Source organism: Blastomonas sp. CCH9-A1 (assembly GCF_001557175.1).
Classification (GTDB): domain Bacteria; phylum Pseudomonadota; class Alphaproteobacteria; order Sphingomonadales; family Sphingomonadaceae; genus Blastomonas; species Blastomonas delafieldii_A.
This window is the reverse complement of the sequence record NZ_LSHM01000032.1, coordinates 1-21,116: the sequence shown is the minus strand read 5'-3', so window position 1 is coordinate 21,116 and position 21,116 is coordinate 1. Positions and strand designations below refer to the sequence as shown.

The window sequence follows — 21,116 nt, the reverse complement described above, 5'->3', positions numbered from 1 at the left end:
GCCTCGTCCTGAAACCATGCCCGATGTACGCGGCAAGCTGACGGCGCATGCGCCGTTGGCCCCTTTGGTGTGGTTCAAGGCCGGGGGCGCCGCCGACTGGCTGTTCGAGCCCAAGGACGCCGATGACCTCGCGCAATTCCTGGCCGCGCTCGATCCGTCCGTGCCTGTGATGGCTTTGGGACTGGGATCGAACCTCATCGTCCGCGACGGCGGCGTGCCCGGTGTCGTGGTTCGCCTCGGCAAGGCTTTCTCTAAGGTCGAGCGGATCGATGACGTGACGCTGGCCTGCGGGGCAGGGGCCTCGGGCATTCTGGTCTCCTCGACCGCGCGCGATGCCGGTATCGGGGGCCTGGAATTCCTGCGCTCGATCCCCGGCACGGTCGGCGGTTTCGTGCGGATGAACGGCGGTGCCTATGGTCGCGAGGTCAAGGATATCCTGATCGACTGCGAAGTCGTGCTGCGCAACGGCAAGCGCCAGACCCTGCAACTCGCTGACCTGCACTACACTTATCGGCATTCGGAACTGCCCGAAGGTGCGATCGTGATCGCGGCGACCTTTCGCGGCCATCCCGATGCGCCGGAGGCGATCCAGGCCGAGATGGACCGCATCGCCGCCTCGCGCGAGGCGAGCCAGCCGCTGCGCAGCAAGACCGGCGGATCGACCTTCAAGAACCCGGAAGGGCACAAGGCCTGGCAACTCGTCGATGCGGCCGGCTGTCGCGGCCTGATGCTCGGCGGCGCGCAGGTCAGCGAGAAGCACACCAATTTCCTGATCAACACCGGCACCGCCACCAGCGCCGATATCGAGGCGCTGGGCGAGGAAGTCCGCGCCCGCGTCCTCGCGCAATCGGGTGTCGCGCTGGAATGGGAAATCCAGCGGATAGGAAAGCCGAATTCATGACCCTGCCCAAGCTCCATATTGCCGTGCTGATGGGCGGCTGGTCGGCCGAGCGCGAGGTGTCGCTGATGAGCGGCGAGGGCGTCGCCAAGGCGCTGGAATCGCGCGGGCATCAGGTGACGCGGGTCGACATGGACCGCAATGTTGCTGCCGTGCTGGCGGGCATCCGTCCCGATATCGTGTTCAATGCGCTGCACGGCACGCCGGGCGAGGATGGCAGCGTGCAGGGCATGCTCGACCTGATGCAGATTCCGTACACGCATTCGGGCATGGCGACCTCGGTGATCGCGATCGACAAGGTGCTGACCAAGCAGGCGCTGGTGCCGCATGGCATCCCGATGCCGGGCGGGTATATCGTCCGGTCGGAAAGCCTTTATGCGGGCGATCCGCTGCCGCGTCCCTATGTGCTGAAACCCGTCAACGAGGGCTCGTCGGTGGGCGTCGCCATCGTCAAGGCGGACAGCAATTATGGCGACCCGATTGCCCGAGACGCCATCGGCCCATGGCAGGAGTTCGACGAACTGCTCGCCGAACCGTTCATCAAGGGCCGCGAACTGACCACTGCGGTGCTGGGCGACCGCGCGCTGGGCGTTACCGAATTGCAGACCAAGTCGGGCTTTTACGACTATGACGCCAAATATACCGACGGGCTGACGCTGCATATCTGTCCGGCGGAAATCCCCGAAGAGATCGCGCAGCGCTGCATGGAGCTGGCGCTCAAGGCGCACAACATCCTTGGCTGCAAGGGCGCGTCGCGCTCCGATTTCCGCTGGGATGACGAAAAGGGGCTGGAAGGGCTGTACCTGCTGGAGGTCAACACCCAGCCGGGCATGACCCCGCTCAGCCTCGTGCCGGAACAGGCGGCGGCGATCGGCATCAGCTATGCCGATCTGGTCGAGATCATCGTTGAACAGGCATTGGGGGGCACCCGGCATGGCGACACGGATTAAGCGCGGCACATCGGCGAAACGGGGCGCGACGCGCGCCAAGCCGCGCACGCCGCAGCGCTCGCGCACCAACGCGTTTCTCGCCCGTCTGCCTTTTACCGAAGAGCAGATGCAGAAGGCCGCGACCATCGGCATCCTGGGCATTCTCGCACTGGGCGGCGTCATCACCGCCCAGTTCATGGGCGTGCCCGGAATGGTCCAGGAAGAAATGGCGCTCGCCGCCGGACGCGCCGGGTTCGAGGTCAAGAAGGTCGAGGTGCGCAACGTCGACAAGATGAACGAGCTCAAGGTCTACGAGATCGTGCTCGCGCAGAAGGACCGGTCGATGCCGCAGGTCGATCTGGAAGAGCTGCGCCGTGAGCTGACCCGGTTCAGCTGGATCGCCGATGCGCGTATCTCGCGCCAGCTGCCCGACACGCTGATCGTCGATATCGTCGAGCGCGAGCCGCTGGCGGTGTGGGAGGATCGTGGGCGCGTGATGCTGGTCGATGCCGAGGGCGTCGCGCTCGAGCCGAGCGCCGGCCAGATCGATCCGAAGATGCTGCGCATCGTCGGCAAGCGCGCCAATACGCGGATCAAGGATCTCACTAAGCTGCTCGACGCCGCGCCCGCGCTGACCCCGCAGGTCAAGGAGGCCGAATGGGTCGGCAACCGACGCTGGAACCTCAGCTTCCATACCGGCGAGGTGCTGGCGCTGCCCGAGGGCGAGGATTTGTCGCAGGCCGCGCTGATCAACTTCGCGCGGATGGACGGGGTCAACCGGCTGCTGGGCAAGGGCGTGACCTATTTCGACCTGCGCGATCCCGAGCGCGCCTATCTGCGCCGTCCGCGTAGCCCCGCCAAGCCCGAAGGCGATGCCCTGGCATCGGCAGCCGACCAATGAGCAGCGGCAAGGCACGCAAGGGCGGCGCGGCCGTCCCCCGGATCGAGAAGACCTATGGCGCGCTCGACATCGGCTCGTCCAAGGTCTGCGCGATGATCATCGGGCGCACCGACGCGGGCGAGCTGCTGGTGCTGGGCACTGGTCAGCGCGCCAGCGAGGGCGTCAAGCGCGGCTATATCACCGACATGGCCGCGACCGAGCTGGCGGTGCGCGAAGCGGTGGAACAGGCCGAGCGGATCGCGGGGCTCAACATCGACCATGTCCATGTCGGCTGCACTTCGGGCGGGCTGACCAGCACGATCGCGCGGGTCGAGATCGATCTGGGCGGCGGGCGGATCGACGAGGATGATGTCGACCATCTGCTGGCAGCGGGGCGCGAGACGATCCAGCCCGGCGGTCGCATGGTGCTGCACGCGCAGCCCGCGCTCTACACGCTCGACGGCGCAACCGGCGTCAAGAAGCCGATCGGCCTGCATGCCGAGCGGCTGGGCGTCGATATCCACGTGATCTTTGCCGACGGTGCGCCGGTGCGCAATATCGACCAGACGGTCGCGGCCGCCTATCTCGGCGTCAGCGGCATCGTTGCCGCGCCGATCGCCGCGGGCACTGCGGTGCTGGGCGAGGAAGAGCGCGAGCTCGGCGTCGCGCTGGTCGAGATGGGCGCGGCGGTCACCAATATCTCGCTCTATGCCGGCGGCATGCTCGTCGGGTTGTTCACCATTCCCTTCGGCGGCGCGGACATTACCGATGCCATCGCCTCCGCCTTCGGGCTGCGCCGGGCGGAGGCCGAGCGGATCAAGTGCTTTCATGGTGCCGCGACATCCTCGCCGCGCGACAATCACGACATGATCGACCTGCGTCTGCCCGAAGAGGACAGCAAGCTGGTCGGCGCAGGCGGGAGGACGGATGACAAGCATTCGATCAGCCGCGCGCAGCTCGTCTCGGTGATCCGCCAGCCGCTCGACTATCTGATCGGCGAGATCACCAAGGGGCTGAAGGAACTGGGCTTTACCGGCGCGCAGGGCCAGCGGATCGTGCTCACCGGCGGGTGCGCCGAACTGCGCGGGCTTGCCGATCACATGCAGGTGGCGCTGGGCCGCACGGTGCGGATCGGTCGCCCGACCGGCATCGCGGGCCTTCCCGATGCACATGCGGGTCCGGCCTTCTCGACATTGGCGGGACTGGCGCTGTTCGCGGCCGACGAACCGGTCGATATTCGCAGCGTTGCCTCCAGCTATCAGCAGGTTCACCGTCATTCTGGCGCTGCTGTTCTGCAGCGATTGTGGCGTGCCCTGGTTGGAAATTTCTGACGATGCGGCGCGGTTCGTCGTCTTGCATGCAGGAAGTGGTGGAAAAACCCGATTTTTTGGGTGAATTCGCGAATCAATCTGTGCAATGTGGTTTTTGGTATTTGCTTCAGAATAATGAAGCAGGGGAGAATTAAGGCATGAGCATCACCATCGGACCGCCGACCGTCGACGAACTGCGCCCGCGCATTGCGGTGATCGGGATCGGCGGGGCTGGCGGCAACGCCATCGCCAACATGATCGCGGCCAGCGTCGAGGGCGTCGATTTCATCGTCGCCAATACCGACGCGCAGGCGCTGAACAGCTCGACCGCCGAGCAGCGCATCCAGCTGGGTCCCGATGTCACCCAGGGTCTGGGCGCCGGATCGCGGCCCGAAGTCGGCCGTGCGGCAGCGGAAGAGACCGTCGGCGATATCGAGGCGATCCTCGAAGGCACGCACATGTGCTTTATCGCGGCCGGCATGGGCGGCGGCACCGGCACCGGTGCAGCGCCCGTGATCGCCAAGGCTGCGCGCGATCGCGGCATCCTGACCGTCGGCGTCGTCACCAAGCCGTTCACCTTCGAAGGCACGCGGCGCATGCGCGCTGCCGAAGCGGGCATTGCCGAGCTGCAGAAGAATGTCGACACGCTGATCGTCATTCCGAACCAGAACCTGTTCCTGGTCGCCAACCCGAACACGACCTTCAAGGAAGCCTTCCAGCTGGCGGACGAGGTGCTGCAACAGGGCGTGCGTTCGATCACCGACCTGATCGTCAATCCCGGCCTGATCAACCTCGACTTTGCCGATATCCGTTCGGTGATGCGCGAAATGGGCAAGGCGATGATGGGCACCGGCGAGGCCGAGGGCGATGGTCGGGCGCTCGAAGCCGCCGAGCGCGCGATCGCCAACCCGCTGCTCGATGGCGTGTCGATGAAGGGCGCCAAGGGCGTCATCGTTTCGATCACCGGCGGCGACGACATGCGCCTGATGGAAGTCGACGAAGCGGCCAACCATATCAAGGAACTGGTCGATCCCGATGCCAACATCATCTGGGGCAGCGCGTTCAACCCCGATCTCGAAGGCAAGATCCGCGTCTCGGTGGTCGCCACCGGAATCGATGGCGATGCGATGCAGCAGGGGCAGGAAGAGGCGCGTCCGTTCTCGCTGAACCAGGCCGCCCCGCGCGCCTTCGCTGCGCCGACGCCCGCACCCAGCTTCGCCGCGGCCCCGCGCCCGGCACCCGCCCCTGCTCCGGCGCCCACGCCAATTGCGGCGGCCGAGCCCGAAGCGCTTGACCTCGGCGTTGCAGCCCAGTCGCTCGACGACGATGCCGGCGCCGATGAGCTGCTGCTCGATCCCGCGAGCGCCCAGCTGCCGCAGGAGCCCGCACCGTTCGTTGCGCCGCCCGCGCAGACGGCAGATCCGGTCGCCAAGGCCCCGCGTGTCGCAACCGGCGGTGGCACCCTGTTCGAACGGATGTCGAGCCTGTCGCGCGGCGGTGCCCGCAGCGAGGACGAGGGAGATGACGACGGTGCCGATGCACCGCCGCTCAACATCCCGCGCTTCCTGGGCCGCCAGAACAACCAGTAATCCTGCTGCCCGCCGCGTGCCTGTGCACCCGGCGGGCATTTGGTTCCCGCAAGCCACCGAATACCGCACACGCCCTGCCGTGATGCCCGGTATGCTGCGCTTGCAATCGTGCCTGCAAAGCGCGACTGACGGGGCGATATGGCTTTGACCCCGTTTTTGCGTCACCGGAAACTTCGTTTCGCTGCTCTGCTTGGCGCGGTTGCCAGTGTTTCGCTCACCTCTGCCCAGGCGCAGGAGGAAGGGCCCGATGCGCCCGAAACCGGTTATAGCTCGCTCGATGTCGCGCAGCCACGCGGCACGCGCGAGTTGCAGAATGCGTTGCAGCGGCTGGCGCTCTATCCCGGTGACATCGACGCGCTGATCGATGCAGGCAATGCCGCCCTGCTGCTGCAGGACCCGCAGGCGGCGATCGGCTTTTTCGCGCGCGCCGATGAGATGTCGCCGGGCAATGGCCGGGTGAAGGCCGGGCTGGGCTCGGCGCTGCTGCTCAACGAGAACCCCTATGAAGCGCTGCGCCTGTTCGACGAGGCGAAGAGGCTGGGCGTGCCTGAGACCGTCTATGCCGCAGACCGGGGTCTCGCCTACGACCTGGTCGGCAATTCGAACGCCGCGCAGGACGATTACGAACTGGCACTGCGCCGCGGAGCCGATGACGAGACCATCCGTCGCTATGCGCTGTCGCTGGGCATTTCGGGCGACCGGGCGGCTGCCGAAGCCCAGCTCGATCCGCTGCTGCGCAAGCGCGACGCTGCGGCCTGGCGCACCCGCGCCTTCGTGCTCGCAGTGTCGGGCGATGCCGAAGGGGCCATTGCGATTGCCGATGCGACGATGCCCAAGCGCATGGCCGCGTCGATCGAGCCCTTTTTCCGCTTCATGGGCCGGCTCACCCCGGCACAACAGGCTGCAGCGGCACATTTCGGGCATTTCCCGGCAGCGGCGGCGGTGGGCAAGGACGATCCGCGCAACCGGCAATATGCATCGCTGGGTACGCCGCGCGTCCGTTCGGGCCGTGCCGATGCAGGGCTGATCCCGGCGGGCGAGCCGCTGGGTCCGACGCCCGAGACCAAGAGCCGCCGGGTGGCAAAGGTCGACAAGTCGCAGCGGCGTATCCCGGGCAAGCTCTCGAAAAAGGAGCGCGAGGCGATCGCGCTTGCCCAGGCGCAGGCCGCTGCACAGCCCGTCCCGGTTCAAACACGCGCGCCGGGTCCCGTGCCGCCGCCCGATCTGCTGATGCCCGGGCGCGGCACCTCATCGGCGCCATCGCAGCAGACCATCCAGACGATCCAGAATGTGCAGACCGCCCGCGCGACCGTTCAGCCGCTGCCCGGATCACGCGCGACCGTTCAGTCCTTGCCCGACAGCAGTGCGGCGTCACGCAACGCGGCGGCAGCCCCGGCCAACGTCGCACGTGGCGGCGGCGATCGTCCTGCCCTGGCGACCAACGTCCAATCCGGCGTACAGCCTGACCGACCGGCGGATAACCAGCTCGCGCTCGCGACCTCGGTCAGGGTCACTGACCTCAAGGAACTGCCAGCACCATCGTCCGCGCGCGATCGGGCAACGCAGGGCCCGCTGATCGGCCCTGATGACAAGGTGGTCGTGCTTTCAGGCATGACAGAGTTGCCGCGGCCCGGCTTCACTTCGGTCGCCAATCCGACAGCGGCAACGACGAGCGCGACGCCGCCCCCTCCGCCTGCGACCAGCGCGCCAGGCTCGGCAGCGCCAACGGGGCTTGCAGGCTCTGCAGTGACGTCGACCAATGCCGTTGCGCCGGGGCAGGCGCCTTTGACCTTGTCCAGTTCCAGTCCGGCGGCGGCCAGTGCCACGACGGCCAGCGCGGGGGCTTCTCCGGCGACTGTGCAGCCGCTGCCATCCGCACCAGAGCCTGCCCGGATCAGCCTGGCGTCGGTCATTGCCAGCATTCAGGTTCCCGCAGCCGAGCTCGCGCCAGCGGACTATGCGGTCGATGTTACCAAGCTGCCGCCAGCACCGAAAAAGCCCGACGAGAAGGAACTTGCCGTCAAGAAGGCGGAAGAGGACAAGAAGCTCGCCGACAAGAAGCTGGCGGACAAGAAGGCAGCGGACAAGCTGGCAGCCGAGAAAAAGGCTGCGGCTGCGAAAAAGGCCGAGCCCAAGCATCCCAAGCGCTATTGGGTGCAGGTGGCAGGCGGTGCCAATCGCGCCGACCTTTCCAAGGAATGGAAGCGGCTGACCACGACCTCGCCCGCCCTGTTCAAGGGCAAGCAGGGCTGGTGGACGCCGCTCAATGCCACCAACCGGCTGCTGACCGGGCCGTTCAAGAGCGCGGACGAGGCGCAGGCCTTCGTCAACACGCTGGCCAAGAACAAGCTGTCGGGCTTCACCTTCACCAGCCCGGCGGGCCAGGAAGTCACCGCGCTCGGCAAGTAAACGTGCGGATTACATCACCGCGTCGCGGATCAGCCGGTGCACATTGGTATTGGCTTTTAGCCGGCTGCCGAGCAGGAACACGCCGCCGATCTTGCGCTGGATGAACAGCGTATCGACCGGGGGGACCTGCCAGAAGGTGCGTTCCTTGGCAAAGGCCATGCCCTCGTCGCGCAGTTCGCTCGTCATCTCGTTGGAAGAGAAGTCGAACGGCCCGTCGATGCGCAGCGGCTCGAACGCCGTGTCGAACATCCCCAACACCGCCACCTTGTGGCTCTCGGGCGCATCGGGATGAAGCATGCCCAGGGTCAGGCCTCCCTCGCGCATCAGGGCGATATCGCGCTCCAGCCCTCCGCGCAGCAGCGTGCGATAGGCGTTCGACACCCGATCCTTGACGATGCGCGTTGCGCCGAAATCGAGCAGCACCAGCTTGCCGCTGGCCGGATCGAAGCGGTAATTGGCGAAATTGGGGTCGGTCTGCATCAGCTTGAACTCGAACAGCTCGCGCAGCAGCAATCCGACAAGCCGCAGCACGATGCCGTCGCGCGTCGCCTGGTCCATGGCGATCGTGTCCTCGATCGCGATGCTCTCGACATAATCCATCGCGAGGATGTCGGTGGTGGTGAGGTCGGCATGCAATGCGGGGACGCGGAAGTCCGCATTTCCTGCGAGCAGCTCGCCGAAGCGCGCCAGGTGCGCCGCCTCGTGCGCATAGTCGGCCTCTTCGTGCAGCTGCGCCTTGGCGTCGGCCAGCATCGGGTCGATGTCGAGCTCGGGCGGCAGCAGCCCGGTGAGCTTGATCAGCGCGGCGACATTGTCGACATCGCTGTCGATGCTCTGGCGCACGCCGGGATATTGCACCTTGATCGCAAGGTCGCGCCCGTCGAGTGTCTTTGCGCGGTGCACCTGGCCGATCGAGGCGGCGGCGACGGGCCTGAAATCGAAGCTGGCAAAGCGCTTTTCCCAGCCGCGACCCCAGTTCTGATTGAGCACATTGCGCAGCTGGCCCTGCGGCATGTGCTGCGCATCGGCGCGCAACCGGCTCAATATATCGGTCAGCTCGGGCGGAAGGAAATCGCCGGTGTCCATCGACATCAGCTGGCCCAGCTTCATCGCCGCGCCGCGCATCGTCGCCAGCCGGTCAGCGATCTTGCGCGCGTTGGCGGGGGTGAGCAGCAGGTCGCCGATCGAGGGACGGCGGCCCTGCGCGAGCTGCTTGGTGCCATCGACGAGCATCGATCCGGCGACGCCGCCGACCATGGTGCCGAAGCTGGCAAAGCGGGAGAGGCGGCCGCTGGGGACGGCCTGGCCGGAAGATCGCGTTCTGGGGGGGAGCATCGGGGTGTGTCGGCCTGTCAGCTTGGCGCGACCGGGATAGGCGCGCGCCTCGCCCGCTATGTAGGTGCGCGCCTGCCTAGCTGCAACTCGCCCCGCCCAGCACGCAGAAGCGCGCGCAATGCGGATGGTTGAGCGATACCGCGCGCGATGCCTCGGCCAGCGTCGCGCCCATGTCGAAACCGGGATCATGGGGCAGCAGCGTGCACGCCGCGACGGTCGGCGCATGTGCGCCCTTGTGCTTCACCACCATGCGGCTGGTCGCGCACATCATCGCATCGGGGCTCTTGCCCAATATGTCCCAGCAGCCCGTGCTGATCTCGGCGATGTCGGCGCCTGCGTCCATTTCCGGAAACATCACGAACTGCTGCGGATTGCCGGTGTCGATGGCAAGGCCCAGCCGGTCGAACAGCGCCGCAAAACCGGCGCGCGCTTCGGCATCGCTTTCGTGCGCCAGATGCCGTCCGGCGATCGCGATCCTGAAGCCGTGCTGCGCCAGCCATTGCAGGCCGGACAAGGCCTTGTCCCAGCTGTTCGCGCCGCGTTCGGCCTCGTGGACGGACTGGGTGTAATGGTCCAGGCTGACGCGGATGGTGAGCCGGTCGCCATGCCGCGCCTTGAGCTCGAGCAGCGCCGCCTCGTGCCGCCGCATCGGGCGCATCGCGTTCGACAGGACCAGCGTCTCGAAGCCGCGCGCCAGGCAAAGTTCCAGGATCGCGATGATGTCCGGGTTCATGAACGGCTCGCCCCCGGTCAGCCCGATCTCGCGCGTGGGGAGGCCGCTGGCAGCAATCTCGTCGAGATATTCAGTGACCTCGGCGAGCGAGAGATAGACCAGCGCATCGTTACGCGGAGAGCTTTCGATATAGCAGCTCAGGCACGCGAGGTTGCACAGGGTTCCGGTGTTGAACCACAGCGTCTCCAGCCCGGTCATGCGGACGCTCGCGCGCGTTTCGCCCTTGGCGGTGACCAGCGGGTCGCGGAACTTGGCCGGGTTGAGCGGCGGGGCATTGTCGATCGCGAACGGGCTGGCGGCGGTGCTCATGCTGCTGACTATATCGCTGCGTCGCCGATCGCCGCCAAGCGAAAAGCGTCAGGCCTCGTCGTGTTTCGCCAGTCTGGATGCCAGCGGAGCCGATAGAACGAGCTGCAATTGGTGATAGATCAGCGCGGGCAGGATAACGATGCCCGCCTGCGGCCCTGCAAACAGGATTGCGGCGAGCGGCGCGCCGGTCGCGATGCTCTTGTGCGATCCCGCAAACAACAGGCTGATGCGGTCGGCGCGGGGCAAGCCGAGCAGCCCGCCCAGCCCCCAGGCGGCTAGCATCGAGAGCACCAGCATCAGCAGGATGATGGCGCACAGCATAGCAAGGACGCTCCAGCCGAGCGTCTGCATCTTGCCGCCCGCGACCGCCGAGCTGAAGGCGACATAGACCGCGATCGCGATCGAACTGCGGTCGAGCAGGGTGAGCAGAGACTTGTTGCGCTGCGCCCAGGCGCCAAGCCAGGCTTGAACGATCTGACCCAGCGCAAAGGGCAGCAGCAGGATCGAGAGGATCTTGATCACGGTATCGCTGCTGATCGCAGCGCCGCCATCCGCGCCGATGAGCAGCGCGACGAGCAGCGGGGTCATGATGATACCGGCAAGGTTGAGCAGTGCCGATGCCATGACCGAGGCGGCAATATTGCCCCCCGCGAGCGAGGAATAGCTGATCGCAGACTGGACGGTCGAGGGCAGGATGCCGAGGAACAGCAGCCCGATCACCAGCCCGTGCGGCAGCAGTCCGGCCGGTGCCTGCGACGCCGCCAGACCCAGCAGCGGCATGAACGCAAAGGTGAACGCGAAGATCAGGCCCTGCAGCCGCCAGTTCTTCATCGCGACGATCACCTCGGCGCGCGGCAGGCGCAGGCCGTGGAGGAAGAACAGCAGGAAGATCGCGACCGAGACGCCGTATCCTGCATAGACCGCCGCCTGGCCGGTCACGGGCAGCACGGCGGCGACCGCGACGGTCAGCAGCAGCATCAGCACGAACCGGTCGGGAATGAAGCGCGTAAGAATCGACATGCCGCTTCCCCCTGCTATGTTTTGTTCGGTTGCGCAACGATCGGAACGATCCAGCGCCGAATTCTGGGGGAGGGGGCATGGACTGGCCGGTGATCACCGCGCGCATAGAGGCTGCGGTCACCCCGCATATCGGCACCGGCAAGGTTGCCGACTATATCCCCGCGCTCGCGCGGATCGATCCGACCAAGTTCGGCATGGCGATCGTGCTGGGCGATGGCACGATGGTGACATTGGGCGACAGCCACGAACCGTTCTCGATCCAGTCGATCTCCAAGGTGTTCACCCTCTCGCTGGCGCTCAAGCATTATGGCGAACATGTCTGGGACCGGGTGGGGCGCGAGCCTTCGGGCAGCGCGTTCAATTCGATCGTCCAGCTGGAAAACGAAAAGGGCATCCCGCGCAATCCGCTGATCAACGCAGGCGCGATCGTGGTGACCGACATGCTGGTGGCGCGCAGCGGTGCGCAAGCGTTTGAGGCGGAACTGCTCGGGCGCTTCCACCGGCTGTCGGGCGATGACAGCATTGCGGTGGACGAGGAGGTGGCGGAATCCGAATCCGCCACCGGATCGCGCAACCGCGCGCTCGCGTATTTCATGGCCGCGTTCGGCAATATGGCCAATCCGGTCGAAGAGAGCCTCGGCGCCTATTTCCGCCAGTGCGCTGTGCGCATGAGCTGCCGCCAGCTGGCGCGCGCCGCCCTGTTCCTGGCGTTCGATGGCTGCGATCCGATCAACCGCGAGCAGCTGGTGACGCGCGAGAATTGCCGCCGCATCAACGCGGTGATGATGAGCTGCGGCCATTACGACAATAGCGGCGATTTCGCCTATCGCATCGGCCTGCCCGGCAAGTCCGGCGTCGGCGGCGGCATCCTGTGCATCGCGCCGGGCCATGGCGCGATCGCGGTCTGGTCGCCCGGGCTCAACGCCTCGGGCACCTCGATGGTCGGCGCGATCGCGCTCGAGGAACTGGTCGAGGCGACCGGGTGGAGCGTGTTTGTTTGAACTGATTTGGTGCAATTATTAATAAAGGAGGAGCTGATACACTGGTTGGTATGAACGCCCTGACAAGTCTTGGCCCTGCAGCCCCCCTCGCCGACTGGGACCGAGCGCAGATCGATCTGCATCTATGGCTGGGACGTTGCCTCGACTGCTTTACGCAGGCGGAGAGCGTGGTTAGCGCATCGTTGCTTCTTATGGCGCACCAATCGTCCGTTTGCGTCGAGCTCGGCAAGGCATATCTGTTCGGCCAGAAGCTGCAGATACTGCGCAACGGCTTGCAAGCGCTGGAAGCCACAGACCCGAAGCGAGCGCGCCTTGCGATCCATTCGCTTGATCGTTTCCAGCCCTATGCCGACCTACGCAACAGCGTGTGTCATGGTGCATCAACTCTGTATCTCGACAAGGATGGCCACTGGCTGGTGGAACTCAAGCTGACGCAGCTGTCTGCGACTGCTATCGTAACGTCGCAGGTCTTCATCGATCAGGCAGCAGCTGCAGAGAAGCTCAAGGGATTGAAATCGGCTGTCCAGAGCCTTGGCGCGCGGCTGAGCAACCTGAGCGCCGTGCTCAGCTTGCCGGACGTGGCTACCCCATCCGCACCGGCGGCGCAGGCGTCTCGCTGAACCTTGGCGCGGGGGCGGGCTGGAGGATGCCGTCCACCTCGATGAACGTGCCGCGCTCCTTGTTGTGCGGGTGTTCGGGCGCTTCCTTGAGGCTCAGCACCGGGGCGAAGCAGATATCGGTATGCTCCATGATCGCGCACCATTCGTCGCGCGTCTTCGAAAGGAACAGTGCGGTGAGCTTTTCCTTGAGCGGGCCCCATTGGCGCGGGTCCATCTGCAGGTCGAAGGCGGGATCGGAAAGGCCGGCCTTCTCGCGCAGCAGCGCGTAGAATTGGGGTTCGATCGACCCGATCGAGATGTACTTGCCGTCGGCGCATTCATAGGTGTCATAGAAATGCGCACCGGTATCGAGCAGGTTGACCCCGCGCTCGTCGCGCCACTGGCCGTTGGCGAGGAAGGTATAGGTCATCGCCGAGAGCACCGCCGCGCCATCGGTCATCGCGCAATCGATGACCTGGCCTTTTCCCGTGCTGCGCGCGGACAGGATGCCGGCGACCATGCCGAACGCCATGAACATGCCGCCGCCGCCGAAATCGCCCACGGCGTTGACCGGTGGGGTCGGCTTCTCGCCTGCGCGGCCATAGCTGTGCAGCGCGCCCGACAGCGCAATATAGTTGATGTCGTGCCCGGCAAGCGGCGCGTAGGGACCGGTCTGCCCCCATCCGGTCATGCGGCCATAGACGAGGCGGGGATTGTCGGCGAGCAGCACGTCGGGACCCAGACCCAGCCGCTCCATCACGCCAGGACGGAAGCCTTCGATCAACCCGTCGGCGGCGCGGACCAGTTCACGGACATGGGCAATGCCATCGGGTGACTTGAGATCGACCGCAATCACCTCGCGGTTGCGGTTGAGGATATCGCGATTGCCGGAATCGCCCATGGTCGCACGGCCGGTGGCGCGCTCGACGCGGATGACGCGCGCGCCATGATCGGCCAGCATCATCGCGGCAAACGGGCCGGGACCGATTCCCGCCAGTTCGATGATCGTCACGCCTGCCAGTGCACCCGCCATATCTCTCCACCTTGTTTAACTGATCGATTAAGGGGCGCACGCTAGCGTCGACGGCGTCCAATGCAAGCCCGATTTCGAGGTCAGGGCGCGGGCTGGCAAGTGGGTTGATCGCCGCGATGCAAAATGCAGGGTGCGGGTGTTGCGGAACAGTGACCTTCCCGTAACGGAAGCTTGATGTTGCATTGCAACAAATAAAAAGGTCAGGATTTCCGCCATTCTTGCCGCACTGCAAAAGTTTAATCAGGGAATTAAAACGAATTGCATTCCGGCAGCCATTGTGACAGCTTTCACTTCGCACCCAACATCACCTGCAGAGTGAGGGGGGCAAAAGCACAACCAACAGGTTGCTTGTGGGAGAAGAGGATGCGCACTTTGTGGAAGCCCGTTCTGGGCTTGCTTTGCACTGTCTCAATGACATCGATGGCTCAGGCGCAGGATGCGCAAGCCGATGATCAGGCGCCCGAGCGCGATGTCATCATCGTGACCGCGACGCTGCGCGCGGCCGATGTGCAGGATATTCCGCTGGCGGTGACCGCTGTCAGCCCGGCCGAGCTCGACCGCCAGAACGTGCAGGACATCAAGGCGCTGACCTCGATCTCGCCCAGCTTCAGCATCCAGTCCTCGCAGACCGAAAGCCAGGGCACCTCGATCCGCATCCGCGGCGTCGGAACCACCGGCAACAATACGGGCCTTGAAAGCTCGGTCGGCGTGTTCATCGATGGCGTCTACCAGTCGCGTCCGGGGATCGCGCTGGGCGATTTGCTCGATCTGGAACGGCTGGAGATCCTGCGCGGCCCGCAGGGCACGCTGTTTGGGCGCAACACTTCGGCTGGCGCGCTCAACATCACGACCCAGCGCCCCGACCTGACCGAGGTCAAGGCCTTCGGCAACGTGACCTACGGCAATTACGATTTCTTCAACGTCCAGGCCGGTGTCAGCGTGCCACTGGTCACCGACCAGCTCGGTCTGCGTATCTCGGGAGCCTATCGCAAGCGCGACGGCTATCTGCGCAGCGTGACCGTCCCCGGTGCCCGCAGCGGCAATCGCGATCGCTACATCCTGCGCGCGCAGCTGCTTTGGGAGCCGTCGCCCGATGTCAGCATTCGGCTGATCGGCGATTACGCCAAGGCCGATGAGAATTGCTGCGACGCGGTGATCGTGCGCGAAACCGAGCTGCTGCCGTTCTTCGCCTTCCAGGGCCTGCCGGCCAATGGCGGGGTCGCTGCTTCCGGTCCGCAGGCGCTGAGGCGGCTGCAGACCAACAGCCAGCTCTTCAACAACGATACCGAGCAATATGGCTTCTCGGGCGAATTGAAGTGGGACATCGGCCCGGTGCAGATGACCTAGTATCGGTTCCTATCGCCACTTCGAGGCTTCGTCGGACCAGGAATCGGATTTTGTCGGCCTGAACATCTTCAGCTCGGGTGCGGGATCGACGGCAGCGCCGACCACGCCCAGCAATGGCGGCCCGATCAAGACGATGACGCACGAACTGCGCTTCCAGGGCAGCGCCTTCAATGATGCGCTCGATTTCCTGGTCGGCGCCTATTATTCGGACGAAAAGATCGATGAGATCCAGTCGCTGACGCTGGGGACCGACTTCCAGCGCGCCGTCAGCGCCGGAAATTTCGGCAATGTCGCCGGCGTCAATCCGCTGTTTGCGCTGACCGCGCTGGGCAATGGCGGCGTGCCGGTCAATGCTGCAGGCAATTTTGCCGTCAATCGTTTCCGGCAGGATGCCGAAAGCTTCTCGATCTTCACCCACAATGTCATCAACTTCACCGACAATATCAGCCTCACTCTGGGTGCTCGCTATGTCGAGGAGACCAAGGATGGCAGCTTCAATCAGCTGGCTGCCAACTCCCCGGCCTGTCAGGCGATCGTCAATGGCGTGATCACCGGTGCCATCCCGGCCGCATTGCGCGCTGGCGCGCTGGGCCTGACCTGCTTCCCGTTCGCAACCTCGGCGCGCATCACGGTGCCGGGCACGGGTGGCACGGTTCTGGCCAACACCATTCCCGGCCTGCCGCTGCCGCGCGAATATGACCTCGTCTTCAAGGATGACGAGCTGACCTATACCGCGCAGCTGGCCTATAACAGCAACAACGGCTTCCTCGCCTATGCGGGCTTCAGCCGGGGCTTCAAGTCGGGCGGTTTCAACCTTGACCCGGCAGCGGCCGCACTGGGTGCCGATCCGCGCTTCAATTCGGAAAAGGTCGATGCCTATGAGGCGGGGATCAAGACCGAGTTCGCCAATGGCCGGATCCGCGCCAACCTTGCCGTGTTCCACATGGACATGAGCGACTTCCAGGTGCTCGACTTTACCGGCGTGCAGTTCCAGACCTTCAACGTCGCTGCGGCAAAATCGACCGGTGCCGAACTCGAACTGTTCGGACAGTTTGAATCAGGAATCTCGGTCAATCTGGCGATGACCTATGCAGATGCGCGCTATCCCGGCAATTGCGCCGATGGTGTCGTCGCATCCGCGCCGACCCTGGTGACGATCCGGGCCCTGTGCGGCCAGGATCTCACCAACGCGCCGAAGTTCACGGGTGTTGCGGGCATCACCTATGACAACGAGATCACCGATTCCGGCTGGAAGATGCTGGCCAATTTCAACATCAACTATTCGAGCAGCCGTCGTACCGCCACCTCGGCGCTCGACACCAATGGCCTGCCCAATCCGCTCGACATCCAGCCCGCCTTCTTCAAGATGAATGCGCGCCTCGGCTTCACCACGCCGGATGACCGCTTCTCGTTCGAATTCTGGGGCACGAACCTCAACAACGAGATCACGCGCGGCATCACCGCCAACACCCCGCTGCGCGGCGGTGCCGGCACCCGTTCGCGGATCGCCTTTGTCGAAGAGCCGCGGATGTACGGCATCACGCTGCGCGCGAAATATTGAGATCGTGAATTGATGGGGGACACTGCCCGATAGGACACCATCGGGCAGTGAACATCAGTGACCTGGGGCGGTGCCGGCAACGGTTACCGCCCCTTTTTTGATTCCGTCCGCGTGTCGGTGGCCCGACCGGTCACTGCTTGGCAAAGGCATCGGCGATCGAGCATGCCGCCGGGCCGAGAATCACGACGAACAGCGTCGGCAGAATGAAAAGGATCAGCGGCACGGTCATGATCGCGGGCAGGCGCGCGGCCTTTTCCTCGGCGCGCATCATGCGCTCGTTGCGGAATTCGGCCGAGAGAACGCGCAGCGCGGAGGCGAGCGGCGTGCCGTATTTCTCGGTCTGGATCATCGTCGTCACCACCCCGCGCACCGATTCCAGCGCCACGCGATAGGCCAGGTTCTCAAAGGCCTGGCGGCGCTCGGTCAGGAACGCGAGTTCGATCGCGGTCAGCGCGAATTCGTCGCCCAGTTCAGGATAGGCGCGGCCGAGTTCCTTGGCGACGCGGTTGAAGGCCGCATCGACCGTGAGGCCCGCCTCTGCGCAGATCACCAGCAGGTCGAGCGCGTCGGGCAGGCCCTTGCGGATGGCATCGGTGCGCTTGGTGATCATGTTCTGCACGAACAGGTCCGGCGCCTTGTAGCTGCCGATCAGGATGGCAGCAAACAGGCCGAATTTCTTGATAGGCGACCAGTCGGGCACCAGCACGTCGAGGCCATAGATCAGCAGCGCGGCGAGGCCGCCCAGCGCGATCGGCAGCACCATGCGGCCGAAGATGATCGACACCGCCACGTCCTTGGAGCGGATGCCGGCCTGGGCCAGCTTCTGCTGCGCGGCCTTGAGCTGTTCGTCCTGCAGCACGCGCAAGGATTGCAGCGTGCTGCGCATCTTGTCGGTGGTGTCGTTCTTGTGAACGATCTTGGCGCGCTTCTTGGCGGTGGAGGCGGTGATCCCGGCCTTGAGCTGCTCGCGTCGCTCGTTCAGCGCCTTGACCCGCTTGGCCATCGGATCGCGCACCGTGGTCGCGGCATAGATCGCGATCAGCACCGCGAGCGTCGCCACCGCAGCGAGCATCGTCGCCACGAAGATCACGTCAATTCCCATCAGGGTAGGATTGGCTGCTTCCTGCATCGTCCCTAGTCCCCGATCAGATTTCGAAGCTGACCATCTTGGCCATGATGAACACGCCGATGCCCATCCACACCAGACCGCCGATACCGGCGATCATCAGGCGTTCCTCGACAAAGAAGCCGGCCAGATATTCGGGGTTCACCCACCAGATCATCATGAACACCAGAAAGGGCAGCGATCCGACGATATAGGCCGAGGCTTTGGATTCGGAGGACAGCGCCCGGATCTTGAGCTTCATCTGCGCGCGCGAGCGCAGCACGGCGCCAAGGTTCGAGAGCGTTTCGGCGAGGTTGCCGCCGGTCTCGCGCTGGATCGCCAGGGTGATGCAGAAGAAGTTGAACTCCGGGGTCTGCAGCCGGTTGGCGCTTTCCTGCAGCGCGTCTTCCATCGAGCGGCCAATCTTGATCCGCTCGGTCACCAGCTTGAATTCCTCGCCCACCGGGCCGGGAATTTCCTTGGCCACCACGGTGAGCGTCTCGGTCACCGGCAGGCCCGAACGCAGGCCGCGCACCAGCAGGTCGATCGCGTCGGGAAAGCGTGCGGTAAACTGGTTGAGGCGCCGCTTGATGAAATGGCCGACCACCATGTGCGGCAATCCGAAGCCCAGCGCCGATCCGACGAACAGGCTCATCATCAGCTGACCCGTGCGGAAATAGACCGCCATTGCCACGAGCAGGCCCAGGCCGACCACGACCTGCCCGAACTGGACCACGGTCCAGTGCTTGCCGGTCATCGCCAGGCGACGCGCGAGCATCTGCACCTTGGTGAGCTCTTCACCGGTCTGGTTGAAGCGCGGCTTGCGATTGGCGATGGCCTTGCGCATCTGCGCCTCGACCTTGGCGCTGGCATTCTCGCTATAGCGCTCGCGCACCGTCAGGATGCGGCGCTGCAGTTCCTTGCGTTCGGACGGGCCGGAAAACGCCAAGACGAGCAGACCGAAGACGCTCGCAAGGCCCGCCGCCAACAGCAATGTCTGCACCATATCCATGCGCTCTTCACCCGTAATTTCGGGCCGCCGCTGGCCGATATGGCGCGGCGGTACCGGTTACTTCTTGGCGGCCTTTGCGGCCTTGCCCGGCTTGGCCGGAAGCAGCGACTTGAAATCGCCGAACTTGCCGAGCAGCGACTTCTTGGCGCCGCCGGTGTCCTTTTCCGCTGCGGCCTCTTCCTCGGCCAGGCCGAGGCACCGGTCGGTCAGCGCCTTCATCACCGCGCCGGCCTTGGTCGACTTGCCCGCCTCACAGAAAGGCTGACCCAGCTTGGCAGCCTGGGCTGCGGTCTTGGGATCGGCGGGGATGAGGAAATCGATCTTGCGCTCGATCGTGGTCTCGAAATCGGCCCGGCTGATCTCCAGCGCGGCCGGTTGCACCTTGTTCGCCACCACCAGCACGCGCGCAGCGGGCGCGTTCGACTTGAGCCAGGCGAGCAGCCGGATCGCATCGCGTGCGGAGGCGAGCGTCAACTCGGTCACCAGCACCGCCATGTTGGTCTCGGCGACGAGATGCGGATAGTCGATCAGCATCTGGCGCGGCAGGTCGACCACGGTATTTTCGAACGCGTGGCGGAATTCTTCCTGCAGCTGGAAGAAGGCGGTGCCGTCAGTGATCAGCGGTGAGCTGATCGGCGCTTCGGCCGACAGGATCGACAGCTTGTCATTGGCCTTGATCATCGCACGTTCGATGAACAGGCCGTCGATGCGGCTGGGATTGTCGATCGCGTCAGTAAGACCGCGGCCAGGCTCCAGGTCCATGGTCAACGCGCCGGTGCCGAAATGCAGGTCGAGGTCGAGCAGCGCGGTCATGCGACCGGCGTTCTTGCTGAGCTGCCATGCGAGCGAGGTCGCCACGGTCGATGCGCCGACGCCGCCGCGCGTCCCGATGACCATGATGCCGACATGCGCGCGCTCGATCGCCGCTTCCCCCGCCTTGGGTGCGTTCAGCATCGCCTGCGCCTGCAGGATGGTATCGCGGATCTGATCCGGCCCCACGGGCTTGAGCAGATAGTCGTGCAGGCCGCTCGCGATCAGGTCGCGATACAGCCGGACGTCGTTGACCTGGCCCATGGCGATCACCACGGTGCCGGGCTCGCAGACCTCGGCCAGCGCGTTGATGTCATTGAGTGGATCGCCCGATTCCGAAAGATCGACCAGCAGGATGTTGGGGCTTGCGGTGATCGACAACGACTGGACTGCATTGCGCAGGCCGCCCTTGCTGCACTTTTCCGGCGGCCAGCCCATGTTGATCGCCATCGCGCGCACGATGTCGAGCGTCGCCTCGTCACAGACAAAGGCCGCGAACTGGTCGCGATTGGCCGTCATGCCCGGTTTCCAGGGTGCGTTCACTGCTGCGATCCTCCCTGCTGGGTCGCGCCCTGCTTCAGGCCCTGAGCGCCGGTCGGCGGGGTCTCGCGATATTGCTTGATGGCGGTGTCCGAACGCTGGGTGGAGGTGGTCAATGCTCCCGGCTCGCCCCGCACCAGGTCTTCCTTGTTCGCGACCATCGCCGCGACATTCGCATTGAAGGCACAGCCGAAATTGCTGCTGGTCGCGTTGCGATAGTTCATCTCGAGCTTCGTCTTCCAATCGGGGCAGCCCGGCACCTCGGCAGTGCTGCGCGTGACCACGACGCGGACCGCGCCGGGCGCGATTTCTCCGGTGGTGACCGGTGCCACGTCGTTGACCAGCAGGCCATGGCGCGAGGCTGCGGCCTCGATCGCGGACTTGACCACGACATTGCGGCCGGCCGGATCGTCGATCGAAACGCGGTCGCCATAGCCCAGGTCCATTGCCTGGAACCATTCGGCCAGTCGGCGCTGCTCCTGCGCGGGCAGCGATCCACCCGCCGCATTCAGGTCGAGCGTGTAGTTGCTCCGCGATACGACGGCCTGGTGGACGCTATCCAGGCCCCGGTTGCTGGCCATGTTGCCGCAACCCGACAAGGTCAGGATGGCCGCTGCTGCGATAGCTGCATGATAAGCGCGGTTAGCGTCCGCGCTCGTGGTGTAATTTTCGGTGGAGATTTAGGTGCTGCTGGTG

Annotated in this window: 18 protein-coding genes; 10 read left to right on the top strand and 8 right to left on the bottom strand. The window is 65.0% G+C overall.

Annotated elements, in window-relative coordinates; all coding sequences use genetic code 11:
- The first annotated feature begins 16 nt into the window (after positions 1-16).
- The 6 genes from murB (at position 17) to AX725_RS09810 (ending at position 8,015) form a co-directional block, all read left to right on the top strand.
- A complete protein-coding gene (murB, locus tag AX725_RS09835) occupies positions 17-901 on the top strand; it encodes a UDP-N-acetylmuramate dehydrogenase (RefSeq protein ID WP_060978566.1) in 885 nt (294 codons plus the stop codon).
- The gene (locus tag AX725_RS09830) at positions 898-1,848 is read left to right on the top strand and encodes a D-alanine--D-alanine ligase (protein WP_060978567.1); all 951 of its coding nucleotides are present in this window, start codon (positions 898-900) and stop codon (positions 1,846-1,848) included. The genes murB and AX725_RS09830 overlap by 4 nt, the downstream gene beginning before the upstream one ends.
- Positions 1,832-2,728 carry a cell division protein FtsQ/DivIB gene (locus AX725_RS09825; protein WP_060978568.1) on the top strand — a complete coding sequence of 299 codons (897 nt, stop codon included), beginning with the start codon at positions 1,832-1,834 and terminating at the stop codon, positions 2,726-2,728. Before AX725_RS09830 ends, AX725_RS09825 begins: the two co-directional genes overlap by 17 nt.
- Positions 2,725-4,038 (top strand): cell division protein FtsA, encoded by a 1,314-nt coding sequence (gene ftsA, locus AX725_RS09820; protein ID WP_197418000.1) that lies wholly within the window; start codon positions 2,725-2,727, stop codon positions 4,036-4,038. Before AX725_RS09825 ends, ftsA begins: the two co-directional genes overlap by 4 nt.
- A gap of 137 nt (positions 4,039-4,175) precedes the next feature.
- Positions 4,176-5,606: a cell division protein FtsZ gene (gene ftsZ / locus AX725_RS09815; protein WP_060978569.1), complete on the top strand. Its 1,431-nt coding sequence runs from the start codon at positions 4,176-4,178 to the stop codon at positions 5,604-5,606.
- Positions 5,607-5,750: 144 nt separating this feature from the next.
- Positions 5,751-8,015: an SPOR domain-containing protein gene (locus AX725_RS09810; RefSeq protein ID WP_167348210.1), complete on the top strand. Its 2,265-nt coding sequence runs from the start codon at positions 5,751-5,753 to the stop codon at positions 8,013-8,015.
- A 9-nt stretch (positions 8,016-8,024) separates the two neighbouring features.
- Here AX725_RS09810 and AX725_RS09805 read toward each other — a convergent pair whose 3' ends face one another.
- The 3 genes from AX725_RS09805 to AX725_RS09795 all read right to left on the bottom strand — a co-directional run bounded on the left by AX725_RS09805 (position 8,025) and on the right by AX725_RS09795 (position 11,412).
- Complete coding sequence (locus AX725_RS09805) at positions 8,025-9,350, bottom strand: ABC1 kinase family protein (protein WP_060978571.1); 1,326 nt, start codon at positions 9,348-9,350, stop codon at positions 8,025-8,027.
- A 76-nt stretch (positions 9,351-9,426) separates the two neighbouring features.
- A complete protein-coding gene (locus tag AX725_RS09800) occupies positions 9,427-10,392 on the bottom strand; it encodes a radical SAM protein (RefSeq protein ID WP_060978572.1) in 966 nt (321 codons plus the stop codon).
- 48 nt (positions 10,393-10,440) lie between these two features.
- Entirely contained in the window at positions 10,441-11,412 is a 972-nt protein-coding gene (locus AX725_RS09795) for a bile acid:sodium symporter family protein (protein WP_060978573.1), read from the bottom strand.
- A 77-nt stretch (positions 11,413-11,489) separates the two neighbouring features.
- Here AX725_RS09795 and AX725_RS09790 point away from each other — a divergent pair, with 77 nt between their 5' ends.
- A complete protein-coding gene (locus AX725_RS09790) occupies positions 11,490-12,413 on the top strand; it encodes a glutaminase (protein WP_060978574.1) in 924 nt (307 codons plus the stop codon).
- A 50-nt stretch (positions 12,414-12,463) separates the two neighbouring features.
- On the top strand, positions 12,464-13,033 hold the full coding sequence (locus AX725_RS09785) for a hypothetical protein (RefSeq protein ID WP_155645868.1): 570 nt from the start codon (positions 12,464-12,466) through the stop codon (positions 13,031-13,033).
- Here AX725_RS09785 and AX725_RS09780 read toward each other — a convergent pair.
- A complete protein-coding gene (locus AX725_RS09780; protein WP_060978576.1) occupies positions 12,996-14,045 on the bottom strand; it encodes a CaiB/BaiF CoA transferase family protein in 1,050 nt (349 codons plus the stop codon). The two genes, AX725_RS09785 and AX725_RS09780, sit on opposite strands and share 38 nt — an antisense overlap.
- A gap of 411 nt (positions 14,046-14,456) precedes the next feature.
- On the opposite strand from AX725_RS09780, the gene AX725_RS09775 reads away from it, so the two are divergent.
- Complete coding sequence (locus AX725_RS09775) at positions 14,457-15,392, top strand: TonB-dependent receptor (RefSeq protein WP_066113857.1); 936 nt, start codon at positions 14,457-14,459, stop codon at positions 15,390-15,392.
- 133 nt (positions 15,393-15,525) lie between these two features.
- A complete protein-coding gene (locus AX725_RS09770) occupies positions 15,526-16,953 on the top strand; it encodes a TonB-dependent receptor domain-containing protein (RefSeq protein WP_066113860.1) in 1,428 nt (475 codons plus the stop codon).
- A gap of 130 nt (positions 16,954-17,083) precedes the next feature.
- Here the strand turns inward: AX725_RS09770 and AX725_RS09765 are convergent, their stop codons facing one another.
- The 4 genes from AX725_RS09765 to AX725_RS09750 are packed head-to-tail and all read right to left on the bottom strand — an operon-like array spanning position 17,084 to position 21,025.
- A complete protein-coding gene (locus tag AX725_RS09765; protein ID WP_167348211.1) occupies positions 17,084-18,082 on the bottom strand; it encodes a type II secretion system F family protein in 999 nt (332 codons plus the stop codon).
- A gap of 16 nt (positions 18,083-18,098) precedes the next feature.
- Positions 18,099-19,070, bottom strand: coding sequence for a type II secretion system F family protein (locus AX725_RS09760; RefSeq protein WP_060978578.1), 972 nt, complete (start codon positions 19,068-19,070; stop codon positions 18,099-18,101).
- Positions 19,071-19,127: 57 nt separating this feature from the next.
- Entirely contained in the window at positions 19,128-20,423 is a 1,296-nt protein-coding gene (locus AX725_RS09755; protein ID WP_060978579.1) for a CpaE/TadZ family protein, read from the bottom strand.
- Positions 20,420-21,025, bottom strand: coding sequence for a CpaD family pilus assembly protein (locus tag AX725_RS09750; RefSeq protein ID WP_286132164.1), 606 nt, complete (start codon positions 21,023-21,025; stop codon positions 20,420-20,422). Before AX725_RS09750 ends, AX725_RS09755 begins: the two co-directional genes overlap by 4 nt.
- Positions 21,026-21,116: the final 91 nt, after the last annotated feature.